This is a genomic window from Bacillus sp. JS, assembly GCF_000259365.1.
Classification (GTDB): domain Bacteria; phylum Bacillota; class Bacilli; order Bacillales; family Bacillaceae; genus Bacillus; species Bacillus stercoris.
The window spans coordinates 2,239,182-2,266,095 of record NC_017743.1 but is presented as its reverse complement, the minus strand read 5'-3'; the positions used below and the strand labels follow the sequence as shown (position 1 = coordinate 2,266,095).

The 26,914-nt window shown below is 43.3% G+C and carries 29 protein-coding genes; 24 read left to right on the top strand and 5 right to left on the bottom strand.

What is annotated here, in order from left to right; translation table 11 throughout:
• From dapB to MY9_RS11200, 17 genes are all read left to right on the top strand, one after another.
• The gene (gene dapB / locus MY9_RS11280; protein WP_014664391.1) at positions 1 to 804 is read left to right on the top strand and encodes a 4-hydroxy-tetrahydrodipicolinate reductase; all 804 of its coding nucleotides are present in this window, start codon (positions 1 to 3) and stop codon (positions 802 to 804) included.
• A gap of 15 nt (positions 805 to 819) precedes the next feature.
• Positions 820 to 1,233, top strand: a complete 414-nt coding sequence (gene mgsA, locus MY9_RS11275) for a methylglyoxal synthase (RefSeq protein ID WP_014664390.1) — start codon at positions 820 to 822, stop codon at positions 1,231 to 1,233.
• Entirely contained in the window at positions 1,226 to 1,936 is a 711-nt protein-coding gene (gene bshB1 / locus MY9_RS11270; protein ID WP_014664389.1) for a bacillithiol biosynthesis deacetylase BshB1, read from the top strand. Before mgsA ends, bshB1 begins: the two co-directional genes overlap by 8 nt.
• Positions 1,933 to 3,066, top strand: a complete 1,134-nt coding sequence (gene bshA, locus MY9_RS11265) for an N-acetyl-alpha-D-glucosaminyl L-malate synthase BshA (RefSeq protein ID WP_014664388.1) — start codon at positions 1,933 to 1,935, stop codon at positions 3,064 to 3,066. The genes bshB1 and bshA overlap by 4 nt, the downstream gene beginning before the upstream one ends.
• Before the next feature lie 4 nt (positions 3,067 to 3,070).
• Entirely contained in the window at positions 3,071 to 4,264 is a 1,194-nt protein-coding gene (locus MY9_RS11260; RefSeq protein ID WP_014664387.1) for a CCA tRNA nucleotidyltransferase, read from the top strand.
• Positions 4,249 to 5,226, top strand: a complete 978-nt coding sequence (locus tag MY9_RS11255; RefSeq protein ID WP_014664386.1) for a bifunctional biotin--[acetyl-CoA-carboxylase] synthetase/biotin operon repressor — start codon at positions 4,249 to 4,251, stop codon at positions 5,224 to 5,226. The genes MY9_RS11260 and MY9_RS11255 overlap by 16 nt, the downstream gene beginning before the upstream one ends.
• A 245-nt stretch (positions 5,227 to 5,471) precedes the next feature.
• On the top strand, positions 5,472 to 6,305 hold the full coding sequence (panB, locus tag MY9_RS11250) for a 3-methyl-2-oxobutanoate hydroxymethyltransferase (RefSeq protein ID WP_014664385.1): 834 nt from the start codon (positions 5,472 to 5,474) through the stop codon (positions 6,303 to 6,305).
• Position 6,306: 1 nt separating this feature from the next.
• Positions 6,307 to 7,167, top strand: a complete 861-nt coding sequence (gene panC, locus MY9_RS11245; RefSeq protein WP_014664384.1) for a pantoate--beta-alanine ligase — start codon at positions 6,307 to 6,309, stop codon at positions 7,165 to 7,167.
• Between the two features lies 1 nt (position 7,168).
• A complete protein-coding gene (gene panD / locus MY9_RS11240; RefSeq protein WP_014664383.1) occupies positions 7,169 to 7,552 on the top strand; it encodes an aspartate 1-decarboxylase in 384 nt (127 codons plus the stop codon).
• 125 nt (positions 7,553 to 7,677) lie between these two features.
• On the top strand, positions 7,678 to 10,473 hold the full coding sequence (dinG, locus tag MY9_RS11235; protein ID WP_014664382.1) for an ATP-dependent DNA helicase DinG: 2,796 nt from the start codon (positions 7,678 to 7,680) through the stop codon (positions 10,471 to 10,473).
• 143 nt (positions 10,474 to 10,616) lie between these two features.
• On the top strand, positions 10,617 to 10,787 hold the full coding sequence (locus tag MY9_RS11230) for a YpmA family protein (RefSeq protein ID WP_003225588.1): 171 nt from the start codon (positions 10,617 to 10,619) through the stop codon (positions 10,785 to 10,787).
• Between the two features lie 8 nt (positions 10,788 to 10,795).
• On the top strand, positions 10,796 to 11,281 hold the full coding sequence (gene tseB, locus MY9_RS11225) for a cell wall elongation/penicillin-binding protein regulator TseB (RefSeq protein WP_014664381.1): 486 nt from the start codon (positions 10,796 to 10,798) through the stop codon (positions 11,279 to 11,281).
• A 22-nt stretch (positions 11,282 to 11,303) separates the two neighbouring features.
• Entirely contained in the window at positions 11,304 to 12,485 is a 1,182-nt protein-coding gene (gene aspB, locus MY9_RS11220; RefSeq protein ID WP_014664380.1) for an aspartate transaminase AspB, read from the top strand.
• A gap of 142 nt (positions 12,486 to 12,627) precedes the next feature.
• Positions 12,628 to 13,920, top strand: coding sequence for an asparagine--tRNA ligase (gene asnS, locus MY9_RS11215; protein WP_040083776.1), 1,293 nt, complete (start codon positions 12,628 to 12,630; stop codon positions 13,918 to 13,920).
• Positions 13,921 to 14,012: 92 nt separating this feature from the next.
• Positions 14,013 to 14,711 (top strand): DNA replication protein DnaD, encoded by a 699-nt coding sequence (gene dnaD, locus MY9_RS11210; protein WP_014664378.1) that lies wholly within the window; start codon positions 14,013 to 14,015, stop codon positions 14,709 to 14,711.
• An 18-nt stretch (positions 14,712 to 14,729) separates the two neighbouring features.
• Complete coding sequence (gene nth / locus MY9_RS11205) at positions 14,730 to 15,389, top strand: endonuclease III (RefSeq protein ID WP_014664377.1); 660 nt, start codon at positions 14,730 to 14,732, stop codon at positions 15,387 to 15,389.
• On the top strand, positions 15,386 to 15,880 hold the full coding sequence (locus MY9_RS11200; RefSeq protein ID WP_014664376.1) for a YpoC family protein: 495 nt from the start codon (positions 15,386 to 15,388) through the stop codon (positions 15,878 to 15,880). The genes nth and MY9_RS11200 overlap by 4 nt, the downstream gene beginning before the upstream one ends.
• A gap of 73 nt (positions 15,881 to 15,953) precedes the next feature.
• Here the strand turns inward: MY9_RS11200 and MY9_RS11195 are convergent, their stop codons facing one another.
• Both MY9_RS11195 and recU read right to left on the bottom strand, forming a co-directional pair.
• Positions 15,954 to 18,698 carry a PBP1A family penicillin-binding protein gene (locus MY9_RS11195; protein WP_014664375.1) on the bottom strand — a complete coding sequence of 915 codons (2,745 nt, stop codon included), beginning with the start codon at positions 18,696 to 18,698 and terminating at the stop codon, positions 15,954 to 15,956.
• Between the two features lie 21 nt (positions 18,699 to 18,719).
• The gene (gene recU / locus MY9_RS11190) at positions 18,720 to 19,340 is read right to left on the bottom strand and encodes a Holliday junction resolvase RecU (protein ID WP_014664374.1); all 621 of its coding nucleotides are present in this window, start codon (positions 19,338 to 19,340) and stop codon (positions 18,720 to 18,722) included.
• A gap of 40 nt (positions 19,341 to 19,380) precedes the next feature.
• Here recU and MY9_RS11185 point away from each other — a divergent pair, with 40 nt between their 5' ends.
• A complete protein-coding gene (locus tag MY9_RS11185) occupies positions 19,381 to 20,343 on the top strand; it encodes a DUF2515 domain-containing protein (protein ID WP_040082801.1) in 963 nt (320 codons plus the stop codon).
• A 24-nt stretch (positions 20,344 to 20,367) separates the two neighbouring features.
• Here MY9_RS11185 and sspM read toward each other — a convergent pair whose 3' ends face one another.
• Positions 20,368 to 20,472, bottom strand: coding sequence for an acid-soluble spore protein SspM (gene sspM / locus MY9_RS11180; RefSeq protein ID WP_003225606.1), 105 nt, complete (start codon positions 20,470 to 20,472; stop codon positions 20,368 to 20,370).
• Positions 20,473 to 20,669: 197 nt separating this feature from the next.
• On the opposite strand from sspM, the gene MY9_RS11175 reads away from it, so the two are divergent.
• Entirely contained in the window at positions 20,670 to 20,915 is a 246-nt protein-coding gene (locus tag MY9_RS11175; protein ID WP_014664372.1) for a DUF5446 family protein, read from the top strand.
• A gap of 45 nt (positions 20,916 to 20,960) precedes the next feature.
• Entirely contained in the window at positions 20,961 to 21,332 is a 372-nt protein-coding gene (locus MY9_RS11170; RefSeq protein WP_014664371.1) for a YppE family protein, read from the top strand.
• A gap of 39 nt (positions 21,333 to 21,371) precedes the next feature.
• Here the strand turns inward: MY9_RS11170 and MY9_RS11165 are convergent, their stop codons facing one another.
• Positions 21,372 to 21,560 carry a YppF family protein gene (locus tag MY9_RS11165; protein ID WP_003230690.1) on the bottom strand — a complete coding sequence of 63 codons (189 nt, stop codon included), beginning with the start codon at positions 21,558 to 21,560 and terminating at the stop codon, positions 21,372 to 21,374.
• A 186-nt stretch (positions 21,561 to 21,746) separates the two neighbouring features.
• Between MY9_RS11165 and MY9_RS11160 the strand changes: the two genes are divergently transcribed.
• On the top strand, positions 21,747 to 22,124 hold the full coding sequence (locus tag MY9_RS11160; protein ID WP_014664370.1) for a YppG family protein: 378 nt from the start codon (positions 21,747 to 21,749) through the stop codon (positions 22,122 to 22,124).
• 20 nt (positions 22,125 to 22,144) lie between these two features.
• Here the strand turns inward: MY9_RS11160 and MY9_RS11155 are convergent, their stop codons facing one another.
• On the bottom strand, positions 22,145 to 22,564 hold the full coding sequence (locus MY9_RS11155) for an Hsp20/alpha crystallin family protein (RefSeq protein ID WP_014664369.1): 420 nt from the start codon (positions 22,562 to 22,564) through the stop codon (positions 22,145 to 22,147).
• A 138-nt stretch (positions 22,565 to 22,702) separates the two neighbouring features.
• Here MY9_RS11155 and MY9_RS11150 point away from each other — a divergent pair, with 138 nt between their 5' ends.
• The 3 genes from MY9_RS11150 (at position 22,703) to mrfB (ending at position 26,818) form a co-directional block, all read left to right on the top strand.
• Entirely contained in the window at positions 22,703 to 23,209 is a 507-nt protein-coding gene (locus tag MY9_RS11150) for a PTS sugar transporter subunit IIA (protein WP_041521517.1), read from the top strand.
• A gap of 102 nt (positions 23,210 to 23,311) precedes the next feature.
• The gene (mrfA, locus tag MY9_RS11145) at positions 23,312 to 25,561 is read left to right on the top strand and encodes an ATP-dependent helicase MrfA (RefSeq protein ID WP_014664367.1); all 2,250 of its coding nucleotides are present in this window, start codon (positions 23,312 to 23,314) and stop codon (positions 25,559 to 25,561) included.
• A gap of 15 nt (positions 25,562 to 25,576) precedes the next feature.
• Complete coding sequence (mrfB, locus tag MY9_RS11140) at positions 25,577 to 26,818, top strand: metal-dependent exonucleaseMrfB (protein ID WP_014664366.1); 1,242 nt, start codon at positions 25,577 to 25,579, stop codon at positions 26,816 to 26,818.
• Positions 26,819 to 26,914 lie beyond the last annotated feature (96 nt).

Below are 26,914 nucleotides of genomic sequence, written 5' to 3'. Positions count from 1 at the left end.
ATGTCAAACGAAACAATTAAAGTAGTCATTGCAGGGCCGCGTGGAAGAATGGGGCAGGAAGCTGTTAAATTGGCAGAACGAACCCCTCATTTTGACCTTGTCGGTGCTATAGACCATACATACGATCAGCAAAAATTATCTGATGTGATGCCTGTTGAGTCAGATGCTTTAATTTACACAGATATCCATGCCTGCTTTACAGAAACACAACCGGATGTCTTGATTGATTTAACAACGCCTGAAATCGGAAAAGTACATACAAAAATCGCATTAGAGCACGGCGTCCGTCCAGTTGTCGGAACAACCGGTTTCTCAGAAGCTGATTTAAAAGAGCTCACGTCCTTAACAGAAGAAAAGGGGATCGGAGCCATCATTGCTCCAAACTTTGCGCTGGGCGCGGTGCTGATGATGAAATTTTCAAAAATGGCTGCCAACTATTTTGAAGATGTAGAGATTATTGAGCTTCATCATGACCAGAAGCTTGACGCACCAAGCGGAACTGCGCTTAAAACAGCGGAAATGATTTCAGAAGTCCGTAAAGAAAAGCAGCAAGGACATCCAGATGAAAAAGAAATTCTCCCAGGAGCTAGAGGAGCGGAGCAAAACGGTATTCGCTTGCACAGCGTCCGTCTTCCGGGGCTGATCGCACATCAAGAGGTCATGTTCGGCATGGATGGCCAAACGCTTCAGATCCGACACGATTCTTATAATCGCGCTTCTTTCATGTCAGGCGTTAAGCTGTCAGTCGAACAAGTCATGAAGATTGATCAGCTTGTGTACGGACTAGAAAATATCATTGATTAGACGGGGGGAGAAACGATGAAAATTGCTTTAATCGCGCATGACAAGAAAAAACAGGATATGGTTCAATTTACGACTGCCTATCGGGATATTTTGAAGCATCATGATTTGTACGCGACCGGAACCACAGGGTTGAAAATTCAAGAGGCGACAGGCCTTCAAATTGAACGTTTTCAATCCGGTCCTCTAGGGGGAGACCAGCAAATCGGAGCACTGATCGCAGCTAATGCACTCGATCTTGTCATTTTTTTGCGCGACCCGCTGACCGCGCAGCCGCATGAACCGGATGTCTCGGCATTAATCCGGTTGTGTGATGTGTATTCCATTCCGCTCGCCACAAATATGGGTACTGCGGAAATTCTTGTCCGGACACTTGATGAAGGTGTTTTCGAATTCCGCGACCTTCTTCGGGGAGAAGAGCCGAATGTATAATGCTGACGTTCTTGCTTTCGGCGCCCACAGTGATGATGTCGAGATCGGAATGGGCGGCACAATAGCGAAGTTTGTCAAACAGGGAAAAAAAGTAATGATATGCGATTTGACAGAAGCGGAACTCTCTTCTAACGGTACGGTCAGTTTGCGTAGAGAAGAAGCAGCTGAAGCAGCACGCATATTAGGCGCAGATAAAAGAATTCAGCTGACGCTTCCGGACCGCGGCCTAATGATGAGCGATCAGGCAATTCGATCGATTGTTACAGTGATCAGAACCAACCGGCCAAAAGCGGTTTTTATGCCGTATAAAAAGGATCGCCATCCGGATCACGGCAATGCGGCTGCACTGGTGGAAGAAGCGATTTTTTCCGCTGGAATCCATAAATATAAAGACGAAAAAAGCCTTCCGGCGCATAAAGTCAGCAAGGTTTACTATTATATGATAAATGGTTTTCATCAGCCGGATTTTGTCATTGATATCTCGGATACAATAGAGGCAAAAAAACAAAGCCTCAATGCCTATAAAAGCCAGTTTATCCCGTCAAAGGATTCAGTTTCTACTCCACTGACGAATGGTTATATCGAGATCGTCGAAGCGAGAGAAAAGCTTTACGGTAAAGAAGCGGGCGTGGAGTATGCCGAAGGTTTCTTTTCCAAACGGATGCTGATGCTTGATCATGATGTGCTTGGGGGCGAACAATGAGAAAACTAAAAATAGGAATCACATGCTATCCGAGCGTTGGAGGCTCAGGTATCATTGCGACAGAACTGGGGAAGCAGCTTGCTGAAAAGGGACATGAAATCCATTTCATCACATCAAGCATTCCGTTTAGACTGAATACATATCATCCCAATATTCATTTTCATGAAGTTGAGGTTAATCAATATGCTGTTTTTAAGTATCCTCCGTATGATTTGACATTGGCAAGCAAAATCGCTGAGGTGGCGGAACGGGAGAATTTAGACATTATCCATGCTCACTATGCTCTCCCGCATGCCGTTTGCGCCTATCTTGCAAAACAAATGCTGAAACGCAATATCGGCATCGTCACAACTTTGCACGGCACGGATATCACGGTATTAGGTTATGACCCGTCTCTAAAAGATCTGATCCGTTTTGCCATCGAGTCATCAGACAGGGTAACTGCCGTCTCTTCAGCGCTTGCAGCTGAAACATATGATTTAATTAAACCGGAGAAAAAAATCGAAACGATTTATAACTTTATAGACGAGCGCGTGTATCTGAAGAAAAACACAACAACAATTAAAGAGAAACATGGAATCTTACCAGATGAAAAAGTCGTCATCCATGTGTCCAACTTCAGAAAGGTCAAACGCGTGCAGGATGTCATTCGTGTGTTCCGTAATATCGCCGGTAAAACGAAAGCGAAGCTGCTTTTAGTCGGAGACGGTCCGGAAAAATCGACAGCCTGCGAGCTTATCAGAAAATATGGCTTGGAAGACCAAGTCTTAATGCTTGGTAATCAAGACCGTGTTGAAGAACTTTATTCTATTAGCGATTTGAAGCTGCTGCTGTCTGAAAAAGAAAGTTTTGGCCTTGTCCTTCTGGAAGCGATGGCTTGCGGGGTGCCTTGTATCGGAACGAACATTGGCGGTATCCCGGAGGTTATTAAAAACAATGTGAGCGGATTTTTGGTGGATGTCGGTGATGTTGCAGGCGCAACAGCCCGCGCGATGAGCATTTTAGAAGATGAACAGCTAAGCAGTCGTTTTACAAAGGCGGCAATAGAGATGCTTGAAAATGAATTTTCCTCCAAGAAAATTGTCAGTCAGTATGAACAGATTTATGCCGATTTAGCAGAACCGGAGTGATCACATGGAAAAAGTTTTTATCAAAGCACTTCCCGTGCTCCGCACCTTAATCGAAGCGGGCCATCAGGCTTATTTTGTCGGGGGCGCAGTTCGTGACAGTTATATGAAACGAACGATCGGAGATGTCGATATCGCGACAGATGCGGCACCTGATCAAGTAGAACGGCTGTTTCAGCGGACTGTTGATGTAGGCAAAGAGCACGGGACCATCATTGTGCTCTGGGAAGATGAAACCTATGAAGTCACGACATTCCGGACTGAGTCTGATTACGTGGATTACAGAAGACCGTCAGAAGTGCAATTTATCTCATCATTAGAAGAGGATTTAAAACGCAGAGATTTGACGATCAATGCGATGGCCATGACAGCGGACGGGAAGGTGCTTGATTATTTTGGCGGCAGGAAAGATATTGATCAAAAAGTGATTCGAACCGTTGGAAAGCCCGAGGACAGATTTCAAGAAGATGCGCTTCGTATGCTGAGAGCCGTACGCTTTATGAGCCAGCTTGGCTTTACGCTTTCACCGGAAACAGAAAAAGCCATTTCGATAGAAAAATCTCTCCTCTCCCATGTTTCAGTCGAACGAAAAACAATAGAGTTCGAGAAATTGCTGCAGGGAAGAGCTTCCCGCCAAGCGCTTCAAACGCTTATTCAAACGAGGCTGTATGAAGAGCTGCCTGGTTTGTATCATAAACGAGAAAACCTGATTTCAGCGAGTGAGTTTCCATTCTTCTCTTTAACATCACGTGAGGAGCTTTGGGCAGCTCTTTTAATTGACCTCGACATCGTCTTGAAAGACGCGCCTCTTTTCCTGAAAGCCTGGAAGCTCCCGGGAAAAGTGATGAAGGAAGCCATTCACATTGCCGATACGTTTGGCCAGAGCCTTGACGCAATGTCAATGTACAGAGCTGGGGAAAAATCACTGCTCTCAGCGGCCAAAATATCGCAGCTGCGGCAAAACAAAACACTGGATGAAAAAAAACTGAAGGACATTCAATACGCTTATCAAAACCTGCCGATCAAAAGCCTTAAGGATCTTGATATCACAGGTAAGGATTTGCTTGCGCTTCGAAACCGGCCGGCCGGAAAATGGGTGTCGGAAGAATTACAGAGGATCGAGCAGGCTGTTGTGACAGGAAAGCTCTCCAATCAAAAGAAACACATAGAGGAGTGGCTGAAGACATGCGGTCAACATTAAGAAAAGACCTTATTGAATTATTTGCTCAGGCCGGCAAAGAATTTATTTCCGGCCAAAAAATCAGTGATGCACTCGGCTGTTCTAGAACTGCTGTATGGAAGCATATTGAAGAGCTTCGGAAAGAGGGCTATGAAGTAGAAGCCGTAAGAAGAAAAGGATATCGGCTCATCAAAAAGCCCGGGAAACTCAGTGAAAGCGAAATTCGCTTTGGATTAAAAACGGACATGATGGGGCAGCATCTTATTTATCATGACGTTCTTTCAAGCACGCAAAAATCGGCTCATGAGCTTGCGAATAATAATGCACCGGAAGGCACCCTCGTGGTGGCTGACAAACAAACAGCCGGAAGGGGCCGAATGTCTAGGGTATGGCATTCTCAAGAAGGAAACGGCATTTGGATGAGCCTGATTTTGCGGCCAGACATCCCGCTCCAAAAAACACCCCAGCTCACACTGCTTGCTGCAGTAGCTGTTGTGCAGGGAATAGAAGAGGCGGCAGGCATCCAAACGGATATTAAATGGCCTAATGATATTTTAATTAACGGAAAAAAAACAGTCGGCATCCTAACAGAAATGCAGGCTGAAGAAGACCGCGTACGTTCAGTGATCATTGGAATCGGCATTAACGTTAACCAGCAGCCCGATGATTTTCCAGATGCATTGAAGGACATCGCGACAAGCCTCAGCCAAGCCGCTGGAGAAAAAGTCGATCGGGCTGGCGTCATCCAGCAAATTTTACTTTGCTTTGAGAAACGGTACCGGGATTATATGACACACGGATTTACGCCGATTAAGCTTTTATGGGAAAGCTATGCGCTCGGAATTGGCGCTAATATGAGAGCAAGAACGTTAAACGGAACCTTTTACGGGAAGGCGTTAGGTATAGATGATGAAGGCGTTCTGCTTTTAGAAACGAATGAAGGCATGAAAAAAATCTATTCTGCCGATATTGAATTGGGCTAATGTGTTGGTACAAGCCCGTTGATTTTGGTATACTTCCATTGGGCAGTATCGCCTGCGAACTGCACCTATTATTAAAATAGATAGACATTGCAGCAGTCTGCCTTGATCCAAAAAAGGACTGGGACAGAGGGATGAAACTCGCCGAACTTTAGAAAGTGAAGGATCCTTCTCGTTGTAACGGAAGGTTTTTTGGCTTGCAGAAGAAAACGGCAGCTCATCTCCTCTAAACATGAGGAGGAGAAAACATGAAAACAAAACTGGATTTTCTAAAAATGAAGGAGTCTGAAGAACCGATCGTCATGCTGACCGCTTATGATTATCCGGCAGCTAAGCTTGCTGAACAAGCGGGAGTTGACATGATTTTAGTCGGTGATTCACTCGGAATGGTCGTTCTCGGCCTTGATTCAACTGTCGGTGTGACAGTAGCGGACATGATTCATCATACAAAAGCCGTTAAAAGGGGAGCGCCGAATACCTTTATTGTGACAGATATGCCTTTTATGTCTTATCATCTTTCCAAGGAAGATACGCTGAAAAATGCAGCGGCTATCGTTCAGGAAAGCGGAGCAGACGCACTAAAGCTTGAAGGTGGAGAAGGCGTATTTGAATCCATTCGCGCATTGACGCTTGGAGGCATTCCAGTAGTCAGTCACTTAGGTTTAACTCCGCAGTCAGTCGGCGTATTGGGTGGATATAAAGTACAGGGCAAAGATGAACAAAGCGCCAAAAAATTAATAGAAGACAGTATAAAATGCGAAGAGGCAGGAGCTATGATGCTTGTGCTGGAATGTGTACCGGCGGAACTAACAGCCAAAATTGCCGAGACGCTAAGCATCCCGGTCATCGGAATCGGGGCTGGTGTGAAAGCGGACGGACAAGTTCTCGTTTATCATGATATAATCGGCCACGGTGTTGAGAGAACACCTAAATTCGTAAAGCAATATACGCGCATTGACGAAACCATCGAAACAGCAATCAGCGGATATGTTCAGGATGTACGACATCGTGCTTTCCCTGAACAAAAGCATTCCTTTCAAATGAACCAGACAGTTCTGAACGGCTTGTACGGGGGAAAATAAGATGAGACAGATTACTGATATTTCACAGCTGAAAGAAGCGATAAAACAATACCAATCAGAGGGCAGGTCAATCGGATTTGTTCCGACGATGGGGTTTCTGCATGAGGGGCATTTAACCTTAGCAGACAAAGCTAGACAAGAAAACGACACTGTTATTATGAGTATTTTTGTCAATCCTGCACAATTCGGCCCTAATGAAGATTTTGAAGCATATCCACGCGATATTGAGCGGGATGCAGCTCTTGCGGAAAACGCGGGAGTCGATATTCTTTTTACGCCGGATGCTCATGATATGTATCCCGGTGAAAAGAATGTCACGATTCATGTAGAAAGACGCACAGACGTGTTATGCGGGCGCTCAAGAGAGGGACATTTTGACGGTGTTGCGATCGTACTGACGAAGCTGTTCAATCTTGTTCAGCCGACCCGTGCCTATTTCGGTTTAAAGGATGCGCAGCAGGTAGCTGTTGTTGATGGCTTAATCAGCGACTTTTTCATGGATATTGAATTGGTTGCTGTCGATACGGTGAGAGAGGAAGACGGCTTAGCCAAAAGCTCCCGCAATGTATACTTAACAGCTGAGGAAAGAAAGGAAGCGCCTAAGCTGTATCGGGCCCTGCAAACCAGTGCGGAGCTGATCCAAGCCGGTGAAAGAGACCCGGAAGCGGTGATAAAAGCTGCAAAAGAAATCATTGAAACGACAAGCGGAGCGATAGATTATATAGAGCTTTATTCCTATCCGGAACTCGAACCTGTGAATGAAATTGCCGGAAAGATGATTCTCGCTGTTGCAGTTGCTTTTTCAAAAGCGCGTTTAATAGATAATATCATTATTGATATTCGAGAAATGGAGAGAATATAATATGTATCGAACAATGATGAGCGGCAAGCTTCACAGGGCAACTGTTACGGAAGCAAACCTGAACTATGTGGGAAGCATTACAATTGATGAAGATCTCATTGATGCGGTGGGAATGCTTCCTAATGAAAAAGTGCAAATTGTGAATAATAATAATGGAGCACGTCTTGAAACGTATATTATTCCTGGTAAACGGGGAAGCGGCGTCATATGCTTAAACGGTGCAGCCGCACGCCTTGTGCAGGAAGGAGATAAGGTTATTATTATTTCCTACAAAATGATGTCTGATCAAGAAGCGGAAAGCCACGAGCCAAAAGTGGCTGTTCTCAATGATCAAAACAAAATTGAACAAATGCTGGGGAACGAACCAGCCCGTACAATTTTGTAGAAGAAAAGCCCCCTTTATCGGGGGTTTTCTTTTAAGATTTTGAGAGTAAAACGGTTTTGCCGCTCCATTTCCGTACAAAACGTGTTACACTTTTGTCGTATGCAAGAATTGAGGTGTCCATTTTAATGAATAAGCAACGGTTCGTTGTAATAGACGTAGAGACAACAGGGAATTCGCCGAAGAAAGGCGATAAAATCATACAAATCGCAGCGGTTGTAATTGAAAATGGACAAATTACTGAGCGGTTTTCAAAATACATTAATCCAAATAAACCAATCCCTGCTTTTATTGAGCAGCTTACTGGAATCTCTAGTCAAATGGTAGAGAATGAACAGCCATTTGAAGCAGTCGCTGAAGAAGTCTTCCAATTGCTTGAGGGCGCTTATTTTGTCGCTCACAATATTCATTTTGACCTTGGATTTGTCAAGTATGAGCTTCATAAGGCGGGTTTTCAGCTCCCAGATTGTGAAGTGCTGGATACTGTCGAACTTTCACGGATTGTTTTTCCGGGATTTGAAGGGTATAAGCTGACGGAATTAAGCGAGGAGCTTCAGCTGCGGCATGATCAGCCGCACCGGGCTGACAGCGATGCTGAAGTGACAGGGCTTATTTTTTTGGAAATCCTTGAAAAGCTGCGGCAGCTTCCTTATCCGACATTAAAGCAGTTAAGAAGGCTTTCGCAGCATTTCATCAGTGATCTGACGCATTTGTTGGATATGTTCATTAATGAAAACAGACAAACCGAGATACCGGGCTATACACGCTTTTCTTCCTTTTCTGTCAGAGAACCTGAATCGATCGATGTTCGTGTGAATGAGGACGGGAACTTTTCATTTGAGATCGAACGATGGGAAGCGGAAAATGAAAAAGCGCTGTCAGAGTTAATGCCCGGGTATGAAAAAAGAGACGGCCAAATGATGATGATGAAAGAGGTGGCTGAAGCGTTTGCCAATCGTGAGCATGCGCTGATTGAAGCTCCTCCGGGAATCGGAAAAACGATTGGCTATCTTATTCCGGCTGCGCTTTTTGCCAAGAAATCAAAAAAGCCGGTCATTATCAGCACGTATTCGACGCTTTTACAGCAGCAGATTCTAACAAAGGATTTGCCGATTGTCCAAGAACTGTTTCCATTTCCGGTAACAGCGGCGATTTTAAAAGGACAATCGCATTATTTATGCCTGTATAAATTCGAGCAGGTGCTTCATGAAGAAGATGATAATTATGATGCGGTACTGACAAAGGCACAGCTTCTCGTTTGGCTGACAGAGACAAATACAGGGGATGTAGCGGAACTGAATTTGCCTTCAGGCGGAAAGTTGCTGTGGGACAGATTGGCGTATGACGATGACTCCTATAAAAGAAGCCGCAATGAGCATGTGACCGGCTTTTACGAGCGGGCCAAACAGATCGCTATACGTTCCGATTTGGTGATCACCAATCATTCCCTTTTGCTGACCGATGAAGGCAGCCAGAAAAAAAGGCTCCCCGAAAGCGGCACATTTATTATTGATGAAGCACATCACTTTGAACGAGCGGCAAGTGAACATTTAGGAAAAAGAGCCACGTACATAGAATTGCATACGAAATTGAGCAGGATCGGCACTCTGAAGGAGCAGGGACTTCTAAAAAAAATGAGACAGCTATTCCAGCGAAACAGCCTGCCGGTTGATTCATTTTTCGAATTGGAAGAGTGGCTTCAGCACATTCAAGCAGAAAGTGATGCTTTCTTCAGCTCTGTTCATTCTTTTGTCAAACGAAGAAAACCTAAAGAGGACTTAAACCGTCTAGTTTTTAAGGTGAACAAAGAAAGCCAGGATAAAAGCTGGTCGATCTTAACGGATGGTGCGGAGAGGCTTTGTTCCATGCTGACACACCTGCAGCAGCTTTTTGAGGCACAGTCGTCCCTGATAGAAAAACATCTGAAGGGTATGAAGAGCAAAACTGTCTTTTTGGCCGATGAATACCAAAGAAGCATGAAAGGTTTGCAGCATTACTGTCAGACGTTGCAGAAGCTGTTCTTTGGGTGCGATGACGATGAAGCGGTTTGGATTGAAATAGATGCTAAAGGTGCGAAAAATGCAGTGGCCATTTACGCACAGCCCCTTGAACCTGGGGAACTTCTGGCTGATCAGTTTTTCGCGCGCAAAAATAGTGTGGTGCTAACGTCTGCAACCCTTACAGTCGAAGGCTCTTTTCAATTTATGATTGAACGACTGGGACTGAGTGACTTTTTCCCGCGGACAATGAGAATTGAGTCGCCCTTTTCTTATGATGAGCGCATGCAGGTGATGATTCCAAAGGAAATGAAGTCAATTCAGGATACAGGACAAACTGAATTTATCCAGGATACGGCTCGTTATATCGAACTGATGGCAAAGGAAAAACAGCCCAAAATCCTTGTGCTGTTTACATCCCATGAGATGCTGAAAAAGGTCCACCAGGAGCTTAAGCATATCATGAGTGCTTCCGGCATTCAGCTCTTGGCACAAGGGATTACAGGCGGAAGTCCCGGCAAACTGATGAAAACTTTTAAAACATCCAATCAGGCGATCCTGCTTGGAACAAATCATTTTTGGGAAGGCGTTGATTTCCCTGGTGATGAGCTGACAACAGTAATGATCGTGAGGCTCCCATTCCGATCCCCAGATCACCCGCTTCATGCTGCAAAATGTGAGCTTGCCCGCAAAAAAGGAAAGAATCCGTTTCAAACAGTGTCATTACCGGAGGCTGTACTGACCTTCAGGCAAGGAGTCGGACGCTTGCTGCGTACTGCGGGAGACAAAGGAACGATTATGATATTGGACAGACGGATTAAAACCGCTGGATACGGCCGGCTGTTTCTTGATGCCTTGCCGACAACCTCAGTATTCGAAATGACTGACAGCGAGCTTGAAGCTTATGTTGCAGGGAAAAATAAATAAAAGCCGCATAAAGCGGCTTTTGCGGTGTGGGAGTAGGATGGTGTTTTATTTAAAAGCGGTTATTCCCGCTCTGTGATACTAGTATGGCGTGTCCTGAAATGGAGTATGACTAACAATATTTGTTCAAACTGGAGGATGAAAAAATGGAAAGTAAAATCGAGATTCTTTCAACAATTAATGTAGAGCATTCTGATGATCTGTATAAAATTGTGGACACACTGAATCGGACACTGAAAAGAGACAATCTGATGTTCGGTCTTGCACTTGATGAAGAAAACAAAAACCAAGCCGTTTTTACCATTTATCGTACGTAGGTGAGAAGATGAGAAAAAAAGCATTAATATTTACCGTCATTTTTGGTATTATTTTTTTAGCAGTACTTCTTGTCTCGGCAAGCATTTATAAATCAGCCATGGCACAAAAGGAAGAGGGGCACGAAGCAGCAGCTGCTGAAGCTAAAAAAGAAACCGATCTCGCCAATGTTGATCAAGTCGAAACATTTGTCGGAAAAGAAAAATATTATGTTGTCAAGGGTACGGATAAAAAAGGCACTGCCTTATATGTCTGGGTTCCTGCTAATAAAAAAGCAAAAATTCTCTCAAAAGAAGCAAAAGAGGGAATCTCGGAAGACAAAGCGGCGAAAATCATACAGGATGAAGGGCTGGTTTCAAAACAAAAAGAGGTTCATCTGGCAAGAGAAGGTAACGTTCTGCTATGGGAAGTGACGTACTTAGACAAAGAAGGTCAATACAGTTTAAGTTATGTGGACTTTACAACTGGAAAGATTCTCAAAAATATCACGCCTTAAGACGAATTAGGGGGAGTTCAAGTTGAAACTGGCAAAAAGAGTATCCGCATTAACACCATCAACTACACTGGCAATCACAGCGAAAGCGAAAGAACTGAAAGCCGCGGGCCATGATGTCATCGGTTTAGGCGCAGGCGAGCCGGACTTCAATACACCGCAGCACATTATTGATGCCGCTGTGCGTTCGATGAACGAAGGCCATACGAAATATACGCCTTCAGGTGGCTTGGCTGAACTGAAAAACAGCATTGCAGAGAAATTTAAACGCGACCAGAATATTGAATACAAACCGTCTCAAATTATTGTCTGCACTGGTGCCAAACATGCTCTGTACACCCTTTTCCAAGTGATTTTGGATGAAGAAGATGAAGTCATTATTCCGACGCCTTACTGGGTAAGCTATCCGGAGCAGGTGAAACTCGCTGGCGGAAAGCCTGTTTATGTACAAGGACTTGAAGAAAATCACTTCAAAATTTCGCCTGAGCAGCTAAAAAATGCGATTACGGAAAAAACAAAAGCAATCGTTATTAACTCTCCAAGCAATCCGACTGGAGTCATGTATACGGAAGAAGAACTGTCTGCGCTTGGTGAAGTATGCCTTGAACATGACATCCTAATTGTGTCTGACGAAATTTATGAAAAACTTACATACGGCGGAAAGAAACATGTTTCCATTGCACAGCTGTCTGACAGACTGAAAGAGCAAACGGTCATTATAAACGGCGTATCGAAGTCACACAGCATGACGGGCTGGCGAATTGGCTATGCGGCTGGAGCTGAAGACATTATAAAAGCGATGACGAACCTTGCTAGCCACAGCACGTCAAATCCGACATCAATCGCACAGTACGGGGCGATTGCTGCTTATAACGGACCTTCTGAGCCATTGGAAGAAATGAGAGAAGCCTTTGAACATAGATTAAACACGATCTATGCAAAGCTCGTAGAAATCCCTGGGTTCAGCTGTGTGAAGCCGGAGGGTGCTTTTTACTTGTTCCCGAATGCAAAAGAAGCGGCTCAATCTTGCGGTTTCAAAGATGTAGATGAATTTGTTAAAGCGCTTCTCGAGGAGGAAAAAGTTGCGATTGTTCCTGGATCCGGATTCGGTTCTCCTGAAAATGTCCGTCTTTCTTATGCCACCTCGCTAGATCTTCTTGAAAAAGCGATTGAAAGAATCAAACGTTTTGTCGAAAAACATAGCTAATAGTGAAAAAAGCGGCTGACAGAAAGCCGCTTTTTATCTGCATTGACCCGGTTAGTTAAGAGCGGGTATAATAAAGTGATGATAAAAGAGTTCGCGGGGCAATGAGCTTCCGAATGTCTTTCTTGTTTTGGAGGGAAATATGTTGAAAACAACAATCAACCAAGTGTACAAGCACGTAGGTGAGGAAGTAACGATCGGAGCTTGGGTCGCTAATAAGCGTTCAAGCGGGAAAATTGCATTTTTACAGCTTCGGGACGGTACTGGTTTTATTCAAGGTGTCGTAGTAAAAGCGGAAGTGGAAGAAAGCATTTTCCAAACAGCTAAATCAGTGACTCAAGAAACGTCACTCTATATAAAAGGGATTGTCAAAGAGGACGAGCGTTCCCCGCTTGGATATGAACTAGCTGTGACAGATATTGAAGTCATTCACGAAGCGACTGATTATCCAATTACACCAAAAGAACATGGTACGGAATTTTTGATGGATCACAGACATTTATGGCTTCGTTCAAAGCGCCAGCATGCGATCATGAAAATCCGTAATGAAATCATTCGCGCGACTTACGAATTCTTTAATAACGAAGGCTTTGTAAAAGTGGATCCGCCGATTTTGACTGGAAGTGCACCTGAAGGAACAACAGAGCTCTTTGCGACAAAGTACTTTGATGAAGATGCGTATCTGTCTCAAAGCGGCCAGCTTTACATGGAAGCTGCGGCAATGGCTTTAGGAAAAGTATTCTCTTTCGGACCGACATTCAGAGCGGAAAAGTCTAAAACAAAACGCCACTTAATCGAATTCTGGATGATTGAACCGGAAATGGCGTTTGTAGAGTTTGAAGAAAACCTTCAAGTACAGGAAAATTATGTTTCTTTCATCGTGCAATCCGTTCTTAAGAATTGCAAAATTGAATTAAACACATTGGGAAGAGACACGTCAAAACTTGAGCAAATCAAAGCTCCTTTCCCAAGAATCACGTATGATGAAGCGATTGAATTTCTGAAAGAAAAAGGCTTTGACGATATCGAGTGGGGAGATGATTTCGGAGCGCCTCATGAAACAGCAATTGCTGAACACTATGACAAACCGGTATTCATCACTCGCTATCCGACGTCTTTAAAACCGTTCTATATGCAGCCGGCTTCTGACCGTGAGGACGTCGTGCTTTGCGCTGACTTGATTGCACCGGAAGGCTATGGAGAAATCATTGGCGGATCTGAACGGATTCACGATATGGAACTTTTGGAATCGCGTCTTACAGAACATGGACTGGATTCTGACGCATATAAATGGTATGCTGAACTTAGAAAATATGGATCAGTTCCTCATTCAGGCTTCGGTCTTGGATTAGAGCGGACAGTAGCTTGGATTAGCGGAGCGCCTCACGTTCGTGAAACGATCCCGTTCCCAAGACTATTAAACCGTCTGTATCCGTAATACATTCAAATGAAACAAAAAAGAGTCTCCTGCAAGGGAGACTTTTTACAGTAAAGGGGAAATCACAATCCTTTACAGTAAGAGGTGTGACGATGAAAAAACAGCAATTTATTGATATGCAGGAGCATGGAACATCAACAATCCCCAATCTTCTGCTCACGCATTATAAACAGCTTGGACTTAATGAAACAGAACTTATTCTGCTGTTAAAAATTAAAATGCATTTAGAAAAAGGATCATATTTTCCTACACCGAATCAGCTGCAGGAAGGTATGTCAATTTCTGTTGAGGAATGTACAAACAGATTGCGCATGTTTATTCAAAAAGGCTTTCTGTTTATTGAAGAATGCGAGGATCAAAACGGCATCAAATTTGAGAAGTATTCTCTCCAGCCTTTATGGGGCAAGCTGTACGAGTATATTCAGCTTGTACAGAATCAAACACAGGAAAGAAAAGCAGAAGGGGAACAAAAAAGCCTTTATACCATTTTTGAGGAAGAGTTCGCAAGGCCGTTATCACCTTTAGAGTGTGAAACGCTGGCGATCTGGCAGGACCAGGATCAGCATGACGCACAACTGATCAAACACGCGTTAAAAGAGGCTGTACTGTCAGGAAAACTCAGTTTCCGCTACATTGACCGGATTTTGTTTGAATGGAAGAAAAACGGGCTGAAAACTGTGGAGCAGGCAAAAATACACAGCCAAAAATTCCGGCGGGTACAAGCAAAGCAGAATGAACCGCAAAAAGAGTATAAAAGGCAGGTTCCTTTTTACAATTGGCTTGAACAATAAAGTGAAAAGGTGACAATCGTGTTAAATCTAAAACAAATTGAATTCTGTTTGGACAAGATAGGTGACATGTTTCCTCATGCGGAGTGTGAACTGGTTCATTCCAATCCTTTTGAATTAGTGGTGGCTGTCGCTTTATCTGCTCAATGTACAGATGCACTTGTAAACAGAGTGACCAAAACATTATTTCAAAAATATAAACGGCCGGAAGACTATTTGGCTGTCCCGCTGGAAGAGCTTCAGCAAGATATTAAATCAATCGGTTTATATCGTAATAAAGCGAAAAATATTCAAAAACTGAGTAAAATGATTATTGAAGAGTACGGCGGAGAAGTGCCGAGGGACCGCGATGAGCTTGTTAAACTGCCAGGGGTCGGAAGAAAGACTGCTAATGTAGTGGTATCGGTTGCCTTTGGCGTGCCGGCCATCGCCGTAGATACCCATGTGGAGAGGGTCAGCAAACGGTTGGGCATCTGCCGGTGGAAGGACTCAGTGCTGGAAGTTGAAAAGACGCTGATGCGCAAGGTTCCAAAAGAAGACTGGTCCGTTACGCATCACCGCCTTATTTTCTTCGGCAGATATCACTGTAAAGCCCAATCTCCGCGCTGTGCGGAATGTCCGCTGCTTTCTTTATGCAGAGAAGGGCAGAAGAGAGATAAAAAAGGACTGGTGAAACGATGACGCAAGCGATAGAAGAGTTGGCTTCCTATGAGGAATACTTGCGCAGTCTTGGCCCGGTGATCTCCCCGGATATGAAAGATGTCTTGCTGGTTAACCCTGTGTATTTTGATTTCAGCACGGAATCTCAAGGTGTTTTGCCATGGGAGGACAGAGGCAAGTATGTTCCGCTTTTATTTAATGTGTGGGAAGACATTAAAGAATCACTTCTGCCTGTCTTTCAAACACGAAAATCGAGATGCGATCAAAATGACATGCTGAAGGGCATTGTGTGTTTGCTTGCTTCGTTTCATTGGACAGCAGGTGAGCGGGTGAAATCTCTTGATTGGGCAGAACTGACGGAGAAATCATTTCCCGTAATGCCGATCAATTGGGCCGAACGAGTGGAATTTATCCTCCTCAAGCCGACCCAATATCATTGCTTTATTCAGCTGGATGAGCTGTTTACTGAAATGAAAAAGCATTTTTATAAATATCATGCGATGAATCGATAAAACCTTCTCTTAAAAGGGGAGGTTTTTTTATGAACAAAAAAAGCCATCACCCGAAGGGTGACGGCTTTTTTGTTTAATTTGTTTTTTCAGTTGATGATGAGTTTGTTTGTGCTTTATTAGATGTGTCTGTTTTATTTTTATTCGTGTCAGAACCTGATGAATCATTTTTACCAGAGTTCGAATCACCATCCGACGTATCCTGGTTGTTACTGTTGTCGTTATCGTTTGATTGGTCTTGGTTACTGTTGTCGGACGGATTGGTGTTTGTATTGTCTTGTTTTTTGTCTTGATCGTTTGTTGAATCATCTGTCTGATCTTGATCCGTCTGACCGTCATCTTTTTGAGAATCATCAGTTTGTGTATCATCCTGAGTCTTCTCATCATCTTGTTTTTCATCATCCGTTTGTTGCTGGTCTTTTTTATCTTCATCGTCTTCAGCTTTTGGCACCTCATAGGATGTGGAAGCTGTGCTTTTGCCATCATCACTGACGGCTGTTACTTCGAATTTGTACACAGATCCTGGCTGCACATCCGAAATGACTGCTTCTTTTGCAGAGCTGTTTTGAATTTCCGAGTAGCTGCCGCCATCAACAGATTGCTTAACAGCAAAGGTCGCATCTCCGTCGTAATTCCAGCTTAACGTTAAAGATTGATTGTCTTTATCGTATTTCACGTTTAAACCAGACAGTTTAGCTGTTTCCTCTTTTTCTTCTTTCTCATATGTTTTAGAAACAGTAGAAGGAGCTGTGCCTTTAACAAAGTACTCTGTGAGCTTCTTATCGCTTGGCGTATTTGGCCCTGCCAGTTTTGCCGGATTAGAGCCTTTTTCTACAGTGGCTTCCACTACGCTGTCAGGCTTCTCAAATGATCCGCTTCCGTCATCGACATCGGCGATGAGTTGGGCGAATATGCGCTTTGCAATCTGTTGCTCTGTTTTATTTAAAGATTTTTTCCCTATCTTATTTTGAGAATCTACACCTGTCCAAACAGCAGCGGTATATTGAGGTGTATATCCTACAAACCATGAATCTGGTACACCGCCTTGTGCGATATTGTATTTTTGCATTGTCGCATCGTCAAAGTTTGTTGTACCTGTTTTACCTGCGACTTCCACTCCTGGTACTTGAGCGAGCTGTCCAGTACCTGTCTTAACAGCTGTTTTCAGCATATCTGTAATCATAAACGCAGTATAATCGCTCATGGCTGACTTTGATTTTGGCGTTAAATCAAGCTTCGTGCCATCGTTAAATTCAATAGACTTTACAAAATGCGGTTCATTATACGTTCCGTTATTTCCGAATGCACTGTATGCTCCAGCCATAGTTAGAGTAGAGACACCCGGATTACCTTCTCCGAATCCTCCGATAGAATATGATTCATACACTTTTTCTTTATTTAATCCGAGCCCCAGTCCATTAGCAAAATCAACTGCTGCATCTTTTCCGGCTGCTTGGAATGCTTTTAGAGCCGGGATGTTACGCGATTGGGCAAGGGCTTCACGCATAGACATGACCCCTTTATAGGAACGGTCAAAGTCACGGATGGCTGTTCCGTCTGAATACGTATAAGCTGAGTCATCAATTTGCTCGTAAGTTGACCATTTTTTATTTTCAATAACTGGACCGTAGTCGAGAATAGGTTTAATGGTAGAACCAGGCTGTCGCTGAGATTGCGTCGCGTAATTATACCCCCCAACTGTAGAATCTCTACCGGCACCAACCGCTCGGACTTCTCCGGTTTTTGTATCGAGAAGCGTAACACCGCCCTGCATACCTTCAGTAAATCCGACAGTGTCTCCGTCCATTAATTCATCTAGTTTATCTTGTGCTTTTGTATCTAATGTCGTATAAATCTTTAATCCGTCAGCAGATGGATCGACATCAGATTTTTCATCAATTTCTTTCATGACTTCTTCAACAAACGCGCTGTATTTATTTGAGTTTGTTTTTTCATATTCCTTCTGTGACACAATGCCTTCGTCTTTCACCGCAACTTTTTTCGCTTTGTTGTATTGAGAATCAGAAATGAATCCTTGTTTTTTCATCAGACTGAGGACGATGTTCCGTCTTTTTTCCGCTTTATCCGGGTTTTTAACCGGGTTGTATGCTGTTGGGCTCTGCGGCATGCCTGCCAGTGTGGCAGCCTGTTCGACAGTCAATTTGCTTAAATCTGTGACGCCGAAAAACTCTTCCGCTGCTTTTCCGATTCCGTATGCTCTAGGAGAAAAATAAATCCGGTTTAAATACATTTCTAAAATTTCATCTTTAGAGTAATTGCGCTCCAGCTGAATCGAAAGCCATACTTCCTGCACCTTCCGTTTTAACGTCTTCTGATGTGAAAGAAGGGAGTTTTTGACGACCTGCTGGGTGATCGTACTTCCGCCTTCAGCTCCGAAGCCGTCTGTAAAGTTTGCAACTAAGGCGCCGCCGATACGGACAGGGTCAATCCCGTGGTGCTCATAAAAACGAGCGTCTTCTGTCGCGATAAAGGCTTCTTTCACAACATCGGGTATTTGATCTATCGGCACGTAGGTCCGTTTTTCAGCGCCGACTTCAGCGATTTCTTTTCCGTTTTTATCGTATATTGTTGATGAATAAGGCGTCTTCAATTTACTTTCATCCAGTTTTGGCGCATCTGAAACCATGACGGCAAATGTAACGGCACCGCCGACAACGCCTAAAACAAACAGAATGAGTAAAGTGAGAAGGGTCTTTTTAAACAATCCGCCCTTTTTTCGTTTCTTTCCTTTTTTTGGTGAAGGACTCGACTTGCTGTTCGCTTTTCGTCGAGCTTCACGGCTGTTAAATTGATCTGACATAACATCTCAACCTTTCGTTAATCAACCTTTCGCACCAGAAGATGGCGAAAAATAAAGCTGTTCAATAATACTAATATAATCAATTCTAGGTGCGTATCCAAGAGAAATCGGATAAGCCGCTTCTTCCAACTCATCTTTTCGAATTGATTTTCTGCCGTTTTTTTCTTTTCTGTCCCAGAAATAAAACAGCTTATCGGCTTCCAAAAAATAAACCTGGTCGAAAGCGGATATAATAACAAAACAAATACCGTCTTGAGCCTTTACCTGCTTCATATGTTCGATTTGATGGTCATGGAAATTCTGCAGGGGGAAAGAGGTCTTGTTTTTCGTTTCTTTCGCCTCAAAATCAATATACCGTCCTTTGTAAATCCCATTGTAGTCTGTTGTCGATGATTGTTTAAAATAAGCTTCTTTAATCACTGCGGCACTTCTTTTTGGATAATGGACATTTACAATTTGAACAGGTGTCGGCTTTTTGTGTATAACGGCAATTTGGTTTGTCAGATAATACTTATTCGTTTCGTTTAAGTCATCTTCGAGGGTCATTCCGCGATTACTGTATGACGGGGCCCTTTTCTGACTGCTTTGGGATGAAACCGAATGTTTCGGCTGAAATGTTTTTCCGTTAGGATACCGAATCACTTTCTCATCCTCCTTATTAAACTATTCATAACGGAAGTGATTGAACGTGCAAGAACAACAGACCATCAGAAAGCTTCTGAGCCGGATTGAGCGGCAAACAAAAACAAAAAACGCAGATAACATTTCAAGAACAAATGCATATAAAGCATTTTATGACCGTCATCCGGAAATCAAATGGTCACTCTTGGCTTCTTTCGTTTCTCGTAATGCCGGCTGGTCAATGACTGACTTAAAAGGCAGTCTGTTTCAGCTTGGACTCCGTGAGAGACAGCAAAAATGGTTCTTTTTAGCCTACGAAAGAGCGAACTGGCTTATTTTTTCGGATGCCTATCCGCAGCTTCTTTTGTACCACTGGTCCAAAAAAGTCGGGAAACCGCTGTTTCATCTTCTGCATGTGTTTGGCGTCTCACAATTTATGTCGGAAGAATGGGCCCGTTTTTGGCATGAGCGAAACACAGAGCGGCTAATGTATGCCCTCATTATAAATGAACAAAACACTATCCAAACACCTATTATACAAAATCCTTCGTTTAAAAAGAATGTTTTTGACACGATTCCTTTTTATTTAAGTGACTGGTTTCATTTTAACACCGTTATTTTTCCTTCCTCAGACGGGTTTCTTTACGGCATTTCAGTGAAACGCTTTTCAAAGGCGGAGGAAAGGATAAGGCTGGGAAAGCAGCTGTCTGAATTGCTGTTCAAGCCAGAATTGTTTTCCGCTTTTTATCACTTTTTGCACACAGTGCCGCACACAGGTTCCCGTTTTGATATGGAAAAGATAATCGGGATTACAAAGAGAACATCTCCTATGCTAAGGACATGCTACCCTGAGGTAATCCACTCATTAGACGGAACGAAAACAGATTGGTTTCATGGAAAGATAAAGAAAACGTTCTTTAGGCGCGAGGAATTGCCGAAGCAGATTGAATTGACAGACTGGTATTTACATAAAAAGCGCCAGCTTCATGCGCTTTTTGCGGTGGAACATTGGCTGAAAAAATAAAGAAGCAAGGAAATTCCTTGCTTCTTACGTAGAAGGGCGGTTCGGGCCGCCTAATTTTTTATCTAAAGAATCGATTGCTTTTGATTCAGTCTTTTTTTGTTGGCCGGCTTTTTTCGGTCTAGTTTTCATACGGCACCTCCTCACAAGTATCGTTTGCATTAAGGAGGAGGATCATACAATTTTTGCAGGTGTTTTTGTCGAAAACTTCAGCTTTTCGTGGAATACCTGTTTGTTTGGCGATTTGCTTCTAGTTTTGTCATGAAGAAGGAAAGAGCCTGGGGAGCGAAGAATGTTAACCGGAGAGACGAGGAAAGGGAGGTACACGAATGTCCGGTTATGTAAGCAAGACAGATATTCTCCGTATGCTTTCTGATATAGAAGATGAATTAACGCGAGCTGAGCAAAGCCTGAATCATTCTGTAAATGCATTAGAGGCTGAGATGCGGGAAGCGGAAAACGATCGCCTGAGTGTGCTGGAAGAAGAAATCATAGATCTTCATATTTGTATAAATGAGCTGTATCAATCGCCTGAACACAGGTATGCGTTTGAGAAGGTATACCGCATCGGCTGAATTTACGAGTGAAATTTGGTACGATAGGCATTGAGGTGAAAGGTATTGCTATCACAAACATTGCTGGAAATGACCGAGAAAATGATTGAAGTTGCTGAAAAAGGCGCTGATCGGTATCAGGAAGGAAAAAGCAGTAATCATTCTTATGATTTTTTTGAGACGATAAAGCCTGCAGTTGAAGAGAATGATGAGCTGGCGGCTCGCTGGGCGGAGGGTGCTCTTGAATTGATAAAAGCCCGTCGCCCTAAATATGTGCATAAAGAGCAAATTGAGACCGCAAAAGATAATTTCCTGGAATTGGTCCTTCAATCATATGTTCATCATATTCATAAAAAACGATTCAAGGACATCACTGAGTCAGTCCTTTATACATTGCATGCAGTAAAGGATGAAATTGCAAGAGAAGACAGCCGGTAAAGGCTGTCTTCTTTTAAATTCGTTATAGGGGGCCGGACGTTAATTCATCTCATATGCCGGGCTTTCTGCTCCATTTGCTTCGAGAACCTTCATACTGTTACGAAACTCAGTTATGCTGAGATGTCCTTGAATATAGAGGAACTTGGCAAAGTCCATCAGTTTATTCATACAGTCTGTTTCATATTTCTTCATTTCTGCAAAACGTTTGCTTAAGTATGATACGTTCATTATGGTGCATCCCCTCTCATCTGTATTGAAAATATGTTACCATAATGATTCGACTTTTTTCTGTTTTTAAAAAATTTAAACTTTCGACACAATTTGACAAACACTAACCTTTACTCGTGACACAAACAATAGAAGTCATTCATACATATATAGAAGAGAAATATGTTGAGTTTAGGGGGAATCGCAATGAACAGGAGCTCTCGAAGCTATCCTCGGCAAATGGGCTATTATGATCCTCAGCAAATGCAAGGATATTATCAGCAGGCTGCACCCGGTTATTTGGAGCAACATCTTCCTCAGCAGCATTATGGACAGCAGGATTACTATCAGCCCTATGCTCCGATCCAGCCTATGCCTATGCAGCCGCCTGTATTTTCCAACCCTTATCCTATTCCAAGGCCTAATCAACAGCAGCCTTCGCAATTTCAAAGCATTATGTCGCAGTTCAAAAAAGCCAATGGGCAATTTGATTTTAATAAAATGATGGATACGACAGGCCAAGTGATGAGTGCAATGAATCAGGTCGGATCTTTAATAAAGGGATTTACCAGCTTTTTTAAATGATAGAAGCATGAATGAATCATTCATTCATGCTTATTTTTTGGAAAGAATAGTGTCATTGTCTGCTCGTTCCAAGATGTTTCCATATCTTCTTGGCGAACTTCATAAGGAAGCTGCACCGTTCTTGTCATGCTTGTAAAGGTAGCTTCATATTGGTGTTTCTGTTTTTCTTGGAGTGTTACATGGAGATACCTCGATTTGACATCAACGACGATTTCGCCATCTCGAAACGTCGCCGGAATGGTAATATCGACATAAAGCCCAGTATCTCTTTCTCTGACATGTATGGTCGTCTGCACATCCTTTAAACTCGAATTGATCAGGTTCTGAAATCCGTTTATAAGGTTGCCGAATGCTGAGGATTGAAAAAGAGTGTCTATTGCCTCCGTTATGATTTCCTCTTTCTTTTGCAGTTCGTTCTTTTTGTCATCATAGAATTCCACTTCAGCCACCGCCTTTTTTTAACCAGATTATGCGTCTATGCCAGATGTTGTTATAAATTGAAGCAAAATTGAAAGTGTGGTTAAATAGTGGTGAATGAAGGGATAACGGTTGAAGTGAATGAGAAGGGAGAAAACACATTGCTGAAAAAATTATTCGGAATGGGCAAAACTCAAGAAAAAGTGACAGAAGAGGTTATTTATTCTCCGGCAGACGGTACAGTAATGGACCTGTCAGATGTGCCGGATCCAGTTTTTTCACAGAAAATGATGGGAGAAGGAATAGCGGTGGAGCCCTCTAACGGTGAAATCGTTTCACCTGTTGAAGGTGAAGTCATTCAGATTTTCCACACCAAACATGCCGTTGGCATTCGGACTCGCTCGGGAATTGAGCTGTTAATTCATGTCGGGCTGGAGACAGTCAATATGAACGGAGAAGGATTTACTGCCCACATTAAAGAAGGGGATAAAGTGAAGGTCGGTGACCCGCTGATTACATGTGATTTGGAATTAATAAAAGAAAAAGCGAGCAGCACCGTCATCCCGATCGTTATTATGAATGGTGAGGCTGTAGGATCAATTGTGCCGGCAGGCGAAAAGGCTGCCCGTAAAGGCGAATCAAAGCTCCTTACAATCAAAGCGAAATAAGCAGGGCATATGCCTTGCTTTTTTTATTCGATTGTATAAAATTTGCACCTAGCCATGCAAACAAATATTCGGTAAACTGTACTTGACAAAGAGGTGTAAAGAATGAAAAAGAAATCACTGACTGAACTCATTTCTGATTTGAAAGGAAATGAAAACGTTGTGAATTGGCATGAAATTGAGCCTCGTGAAGCAAAAACAAGGCCCATGCCTGAAAGTATAGATGAGAGAATCAAAGCTGCCCTTTCGAAAAGGGGCATTGATGAACTATATACCCACCAATATTCCGCTTTTCAATATGTGCAAAAAGGAGAAAGCATTGTTACCGTTACGCCAACCGCGTCAGGAAAAACGTTATGCTACAACCTCCCAGTCCTGCAGTCCATCGCCCAAGATGAAACAAACCGGGCGTTATATTTATTTCCGACTAAAGCGCTGGCACAGGACCAAAAGAGCGAGCTAAATGAAATCATCGATGAAATGGGAATTGACATTAAAAGCTTTACATATGACGGGGATACGTCTCCGGCAATCAGGCAAAAGGTGAGAAAAGCAGGTCACATTGTCATTACAAATCCCGATATGCTGCATTCTGCCATTCTTCCGCATCATACGAAATGGGTCAGTTTGTTTGAAAACCTTAAGTATATCGTCATTGATGAGCTTCATACGTATCGGGGGGTGTTCGGCAGCCATGTCGCAAATGTGATCCGTCGGCTGAAGCGGATCTGCCGGTTTTATGGAAGTGATCCGGTTTTCATTTGCACTTCTGCAACGATTGCCAACCCGAAGGAATTGGGAGAGCAGCTGACAGGCAAACCGATGCGGCTGGTCGATGACAACGGTGCCCCGAGCGGACGCAAGCATTTCGTATTTTATAATCCGCCAATTGTAAACAAACCGCTGAATATTAGAAAGAGCGCAACTGCAGAAGTGAATGAACTGGCGAAAGAGTTTCTTAAAAACAAAGTGCAGACCATTGTTTTTGCCAGAAGCAGGGTCCGGGTGGAAATTATTTTAAGCCATATCCACGAGCTCGTGAAAAAAGAAATTGGAACAAAATCCATCAGAGGCTATCGGGGAGGCTATCTGCCTAAAGAGCGAAGAGAAATCGAAAGAGGCCTGAGAGAAGGCGACATTTTAGGAGTGGTCAGTACGAATGCCTTAGAGCTTGGTGTTGATATCGGCCAGCTGCAGGTGTGTGTGATGACAGGTTATCCCGGAAGTGTCGCAAGTGCTTGGCAGCAGGCGGGACGAGCTGGCAGAAGACACGGTGAATCTTTAATTATCATGGTAGCTAATTCGACGCCGATCGACCAATATATTGTACGGCATCCTGAATACTTCTTTAATCGTTCGCCGGAATCTGCAAGAATCAATCCGGAGAATTTGATTATTTTAGTAGACCACTTAAAGTGTGCTGCTTATGAGCTTCCATTTAGAGCTGATGAAGAATTTGGGCCCATGGATGTAAGTGATATTCTTGAGTATCTTCAGGAAGAGGCCGTTCTTCACCGCAACGGCGAACGGTATCATTGGGCAAGTGAGTCGTTCCCTGCTTCAAACATCAGTTTGCGTTCCGCATCACAGGAAAATGTCGTCATAGTTGATCAGTCGGATATTGCAAATGTCAGGATTATCGGTGAAATGGACCGTTTTAGTGCGATGACGCTTTTGCATGATGAAGCCATTTATTTGCATGAAGGCGTTCAGTATCAAGTAGAGAAGCTCGATTGGGACCATAAAAAGGCTTATGTCAGAAAAGTTGATGTCGAATATTATACAGATGCAAACCTGGCAGTTCAGCTGAAGGTGTTAGAAATCGATCAAACGAAAGAAAAAAGCCGTACATCATTGCACTACGGAGATGTCACTGTCAATGCTCTGCCGACCATTTTTAAAAAAATAAAAATGACTACGTTTGAAAATATTGGGTCTGGACCTATTCATTTGCCGGAAGAAGAACTGCATACAAGTGCAGCTTGGCTCGAAATCAAAACAGCGGACGAAGACATCGCAGAAAAGACATTGGAACAGCTGCTTCTCGGCATCACGAATGTGCTTCAGCATATTGTCCCTGTGTATATCATGTGTGATCGAAATGATGTTCATGTCGTTTCTCAAATTAAAGCTGCCCATACCGGATTGCCAACTATATTTTTATACGATCATTATCCGGGCGGTATCGGTTTGGCGGAGGAAGTCTTTAAACGTTTTTCAGACATTAATGAAGCCGCGAAACAGCTGATTACATATTGTCCTTGTGATGACGGCTGTCCGTCTTGTATAGGTACCGAAATAGAAGGGGTAAAAGCAAAAGAAAGAATTTTGCGCATGTTGGATCAGATGTCGTAAGGAGGGAGGTTGGATATGTCATTAAAAGGGAAACTCCAGCGTATGAAAAAGCACATGGTGCTCGACGAAGGGGAACAAAAAATAGAAGCAGGCAAACAAGAAAACCACTTTGATGACATCCCGTTTTTAGAAGAGTGGGAGGCTTTTGGCATGAAGCCTTTCTTTTTCGAAGATGAATACTGCCTCATCAGAGAAGTAGAATATCCGCTTTCTCACCGCCATGGGTTATACCATTTTTCTGAGCTTGAGGAAGTGATCAAATTATGGAACCAAAGCAGCCTGTCTCATACGTTGTCAGCAAAAGGGTATAACAAAAACAATCTCTTTTTCTTTGATACAGAAACAACCGGTCTCGGAGGCGGAGCTGGGAATACCATTTTTTTGCTTGGCCATGCGAGAGTGTATGAAGACCGAGTGACAGTCAAACAGCATCTTTTGCCTAAGCCGGGGAACGAAGTCGCCTTGTATCAAAGCTTTTTAAGCGAGGTTGACATTACATCACTTGTGACCTACAACGGCAAAGCCTTTGATTGGCCTCAGGTGAAAACAAGGCATACCTTGATCCGTGACAGACTTCCGAAGCTTCCGGAATTCGGCCACTTTGACCTTTTACATGGAGCTAGACGCCTGTGGAAACACAAAATGGACCGTGTATCCCTCGGCACGGTTGAAAAAGAAGAGCTCGACATCCGCAGACTAGAAGACACACCAGGCTACTTGGCGCCGATGCTTTACTTTCATTTTATCAAGGCGCAAGAGCCGGATCTTCTAAAAGGTGTCCTGCAGCATAATGAAATGGATGTGCTATCGCTTATTTCATTGTATATTCATATGTCTAAAAAAATCCTTTCAGAATCACATGCGCCAAAAGAACACAGTGAAGCTTATGCCATGGCCAAATGGTTTATGGCTCATAAAGAGACGGATCAAGCGATCAAACAGCTGGAAAGGCTTATAGAAAAACCGTTTGAGGATCAGGACAGTGCACGACTGGATTTATCGCTCCTGTACAAAAAACAAAACCGCTTGGAAGAAGCAGTGCCGCTTTGGGAAAAACTGTCCCGCTCGCAAAATCAGAAGTGCAGATATGCTGCTGTAATAGAGCTCGCGAAATATTTTGAGCATAAGAAAAAAGAATTCGGAAAAGCATTGCAGATAGCAGAACAACTGCTTAGCGATGCGGCATTTTTATCAGAAAAAGAAACAGAAAAACTGCATATGAGAATCGCCCGGCTGAAGAGGAAATATTCCTCTTAAATATTCCCCGGGAAAGCGCAAAAGACGACTTGTTTCGCTATGAATTTTTTTTGCTGAATTCACAGTGATTTTGTTGTAGAATAGCGGCGAATCCTG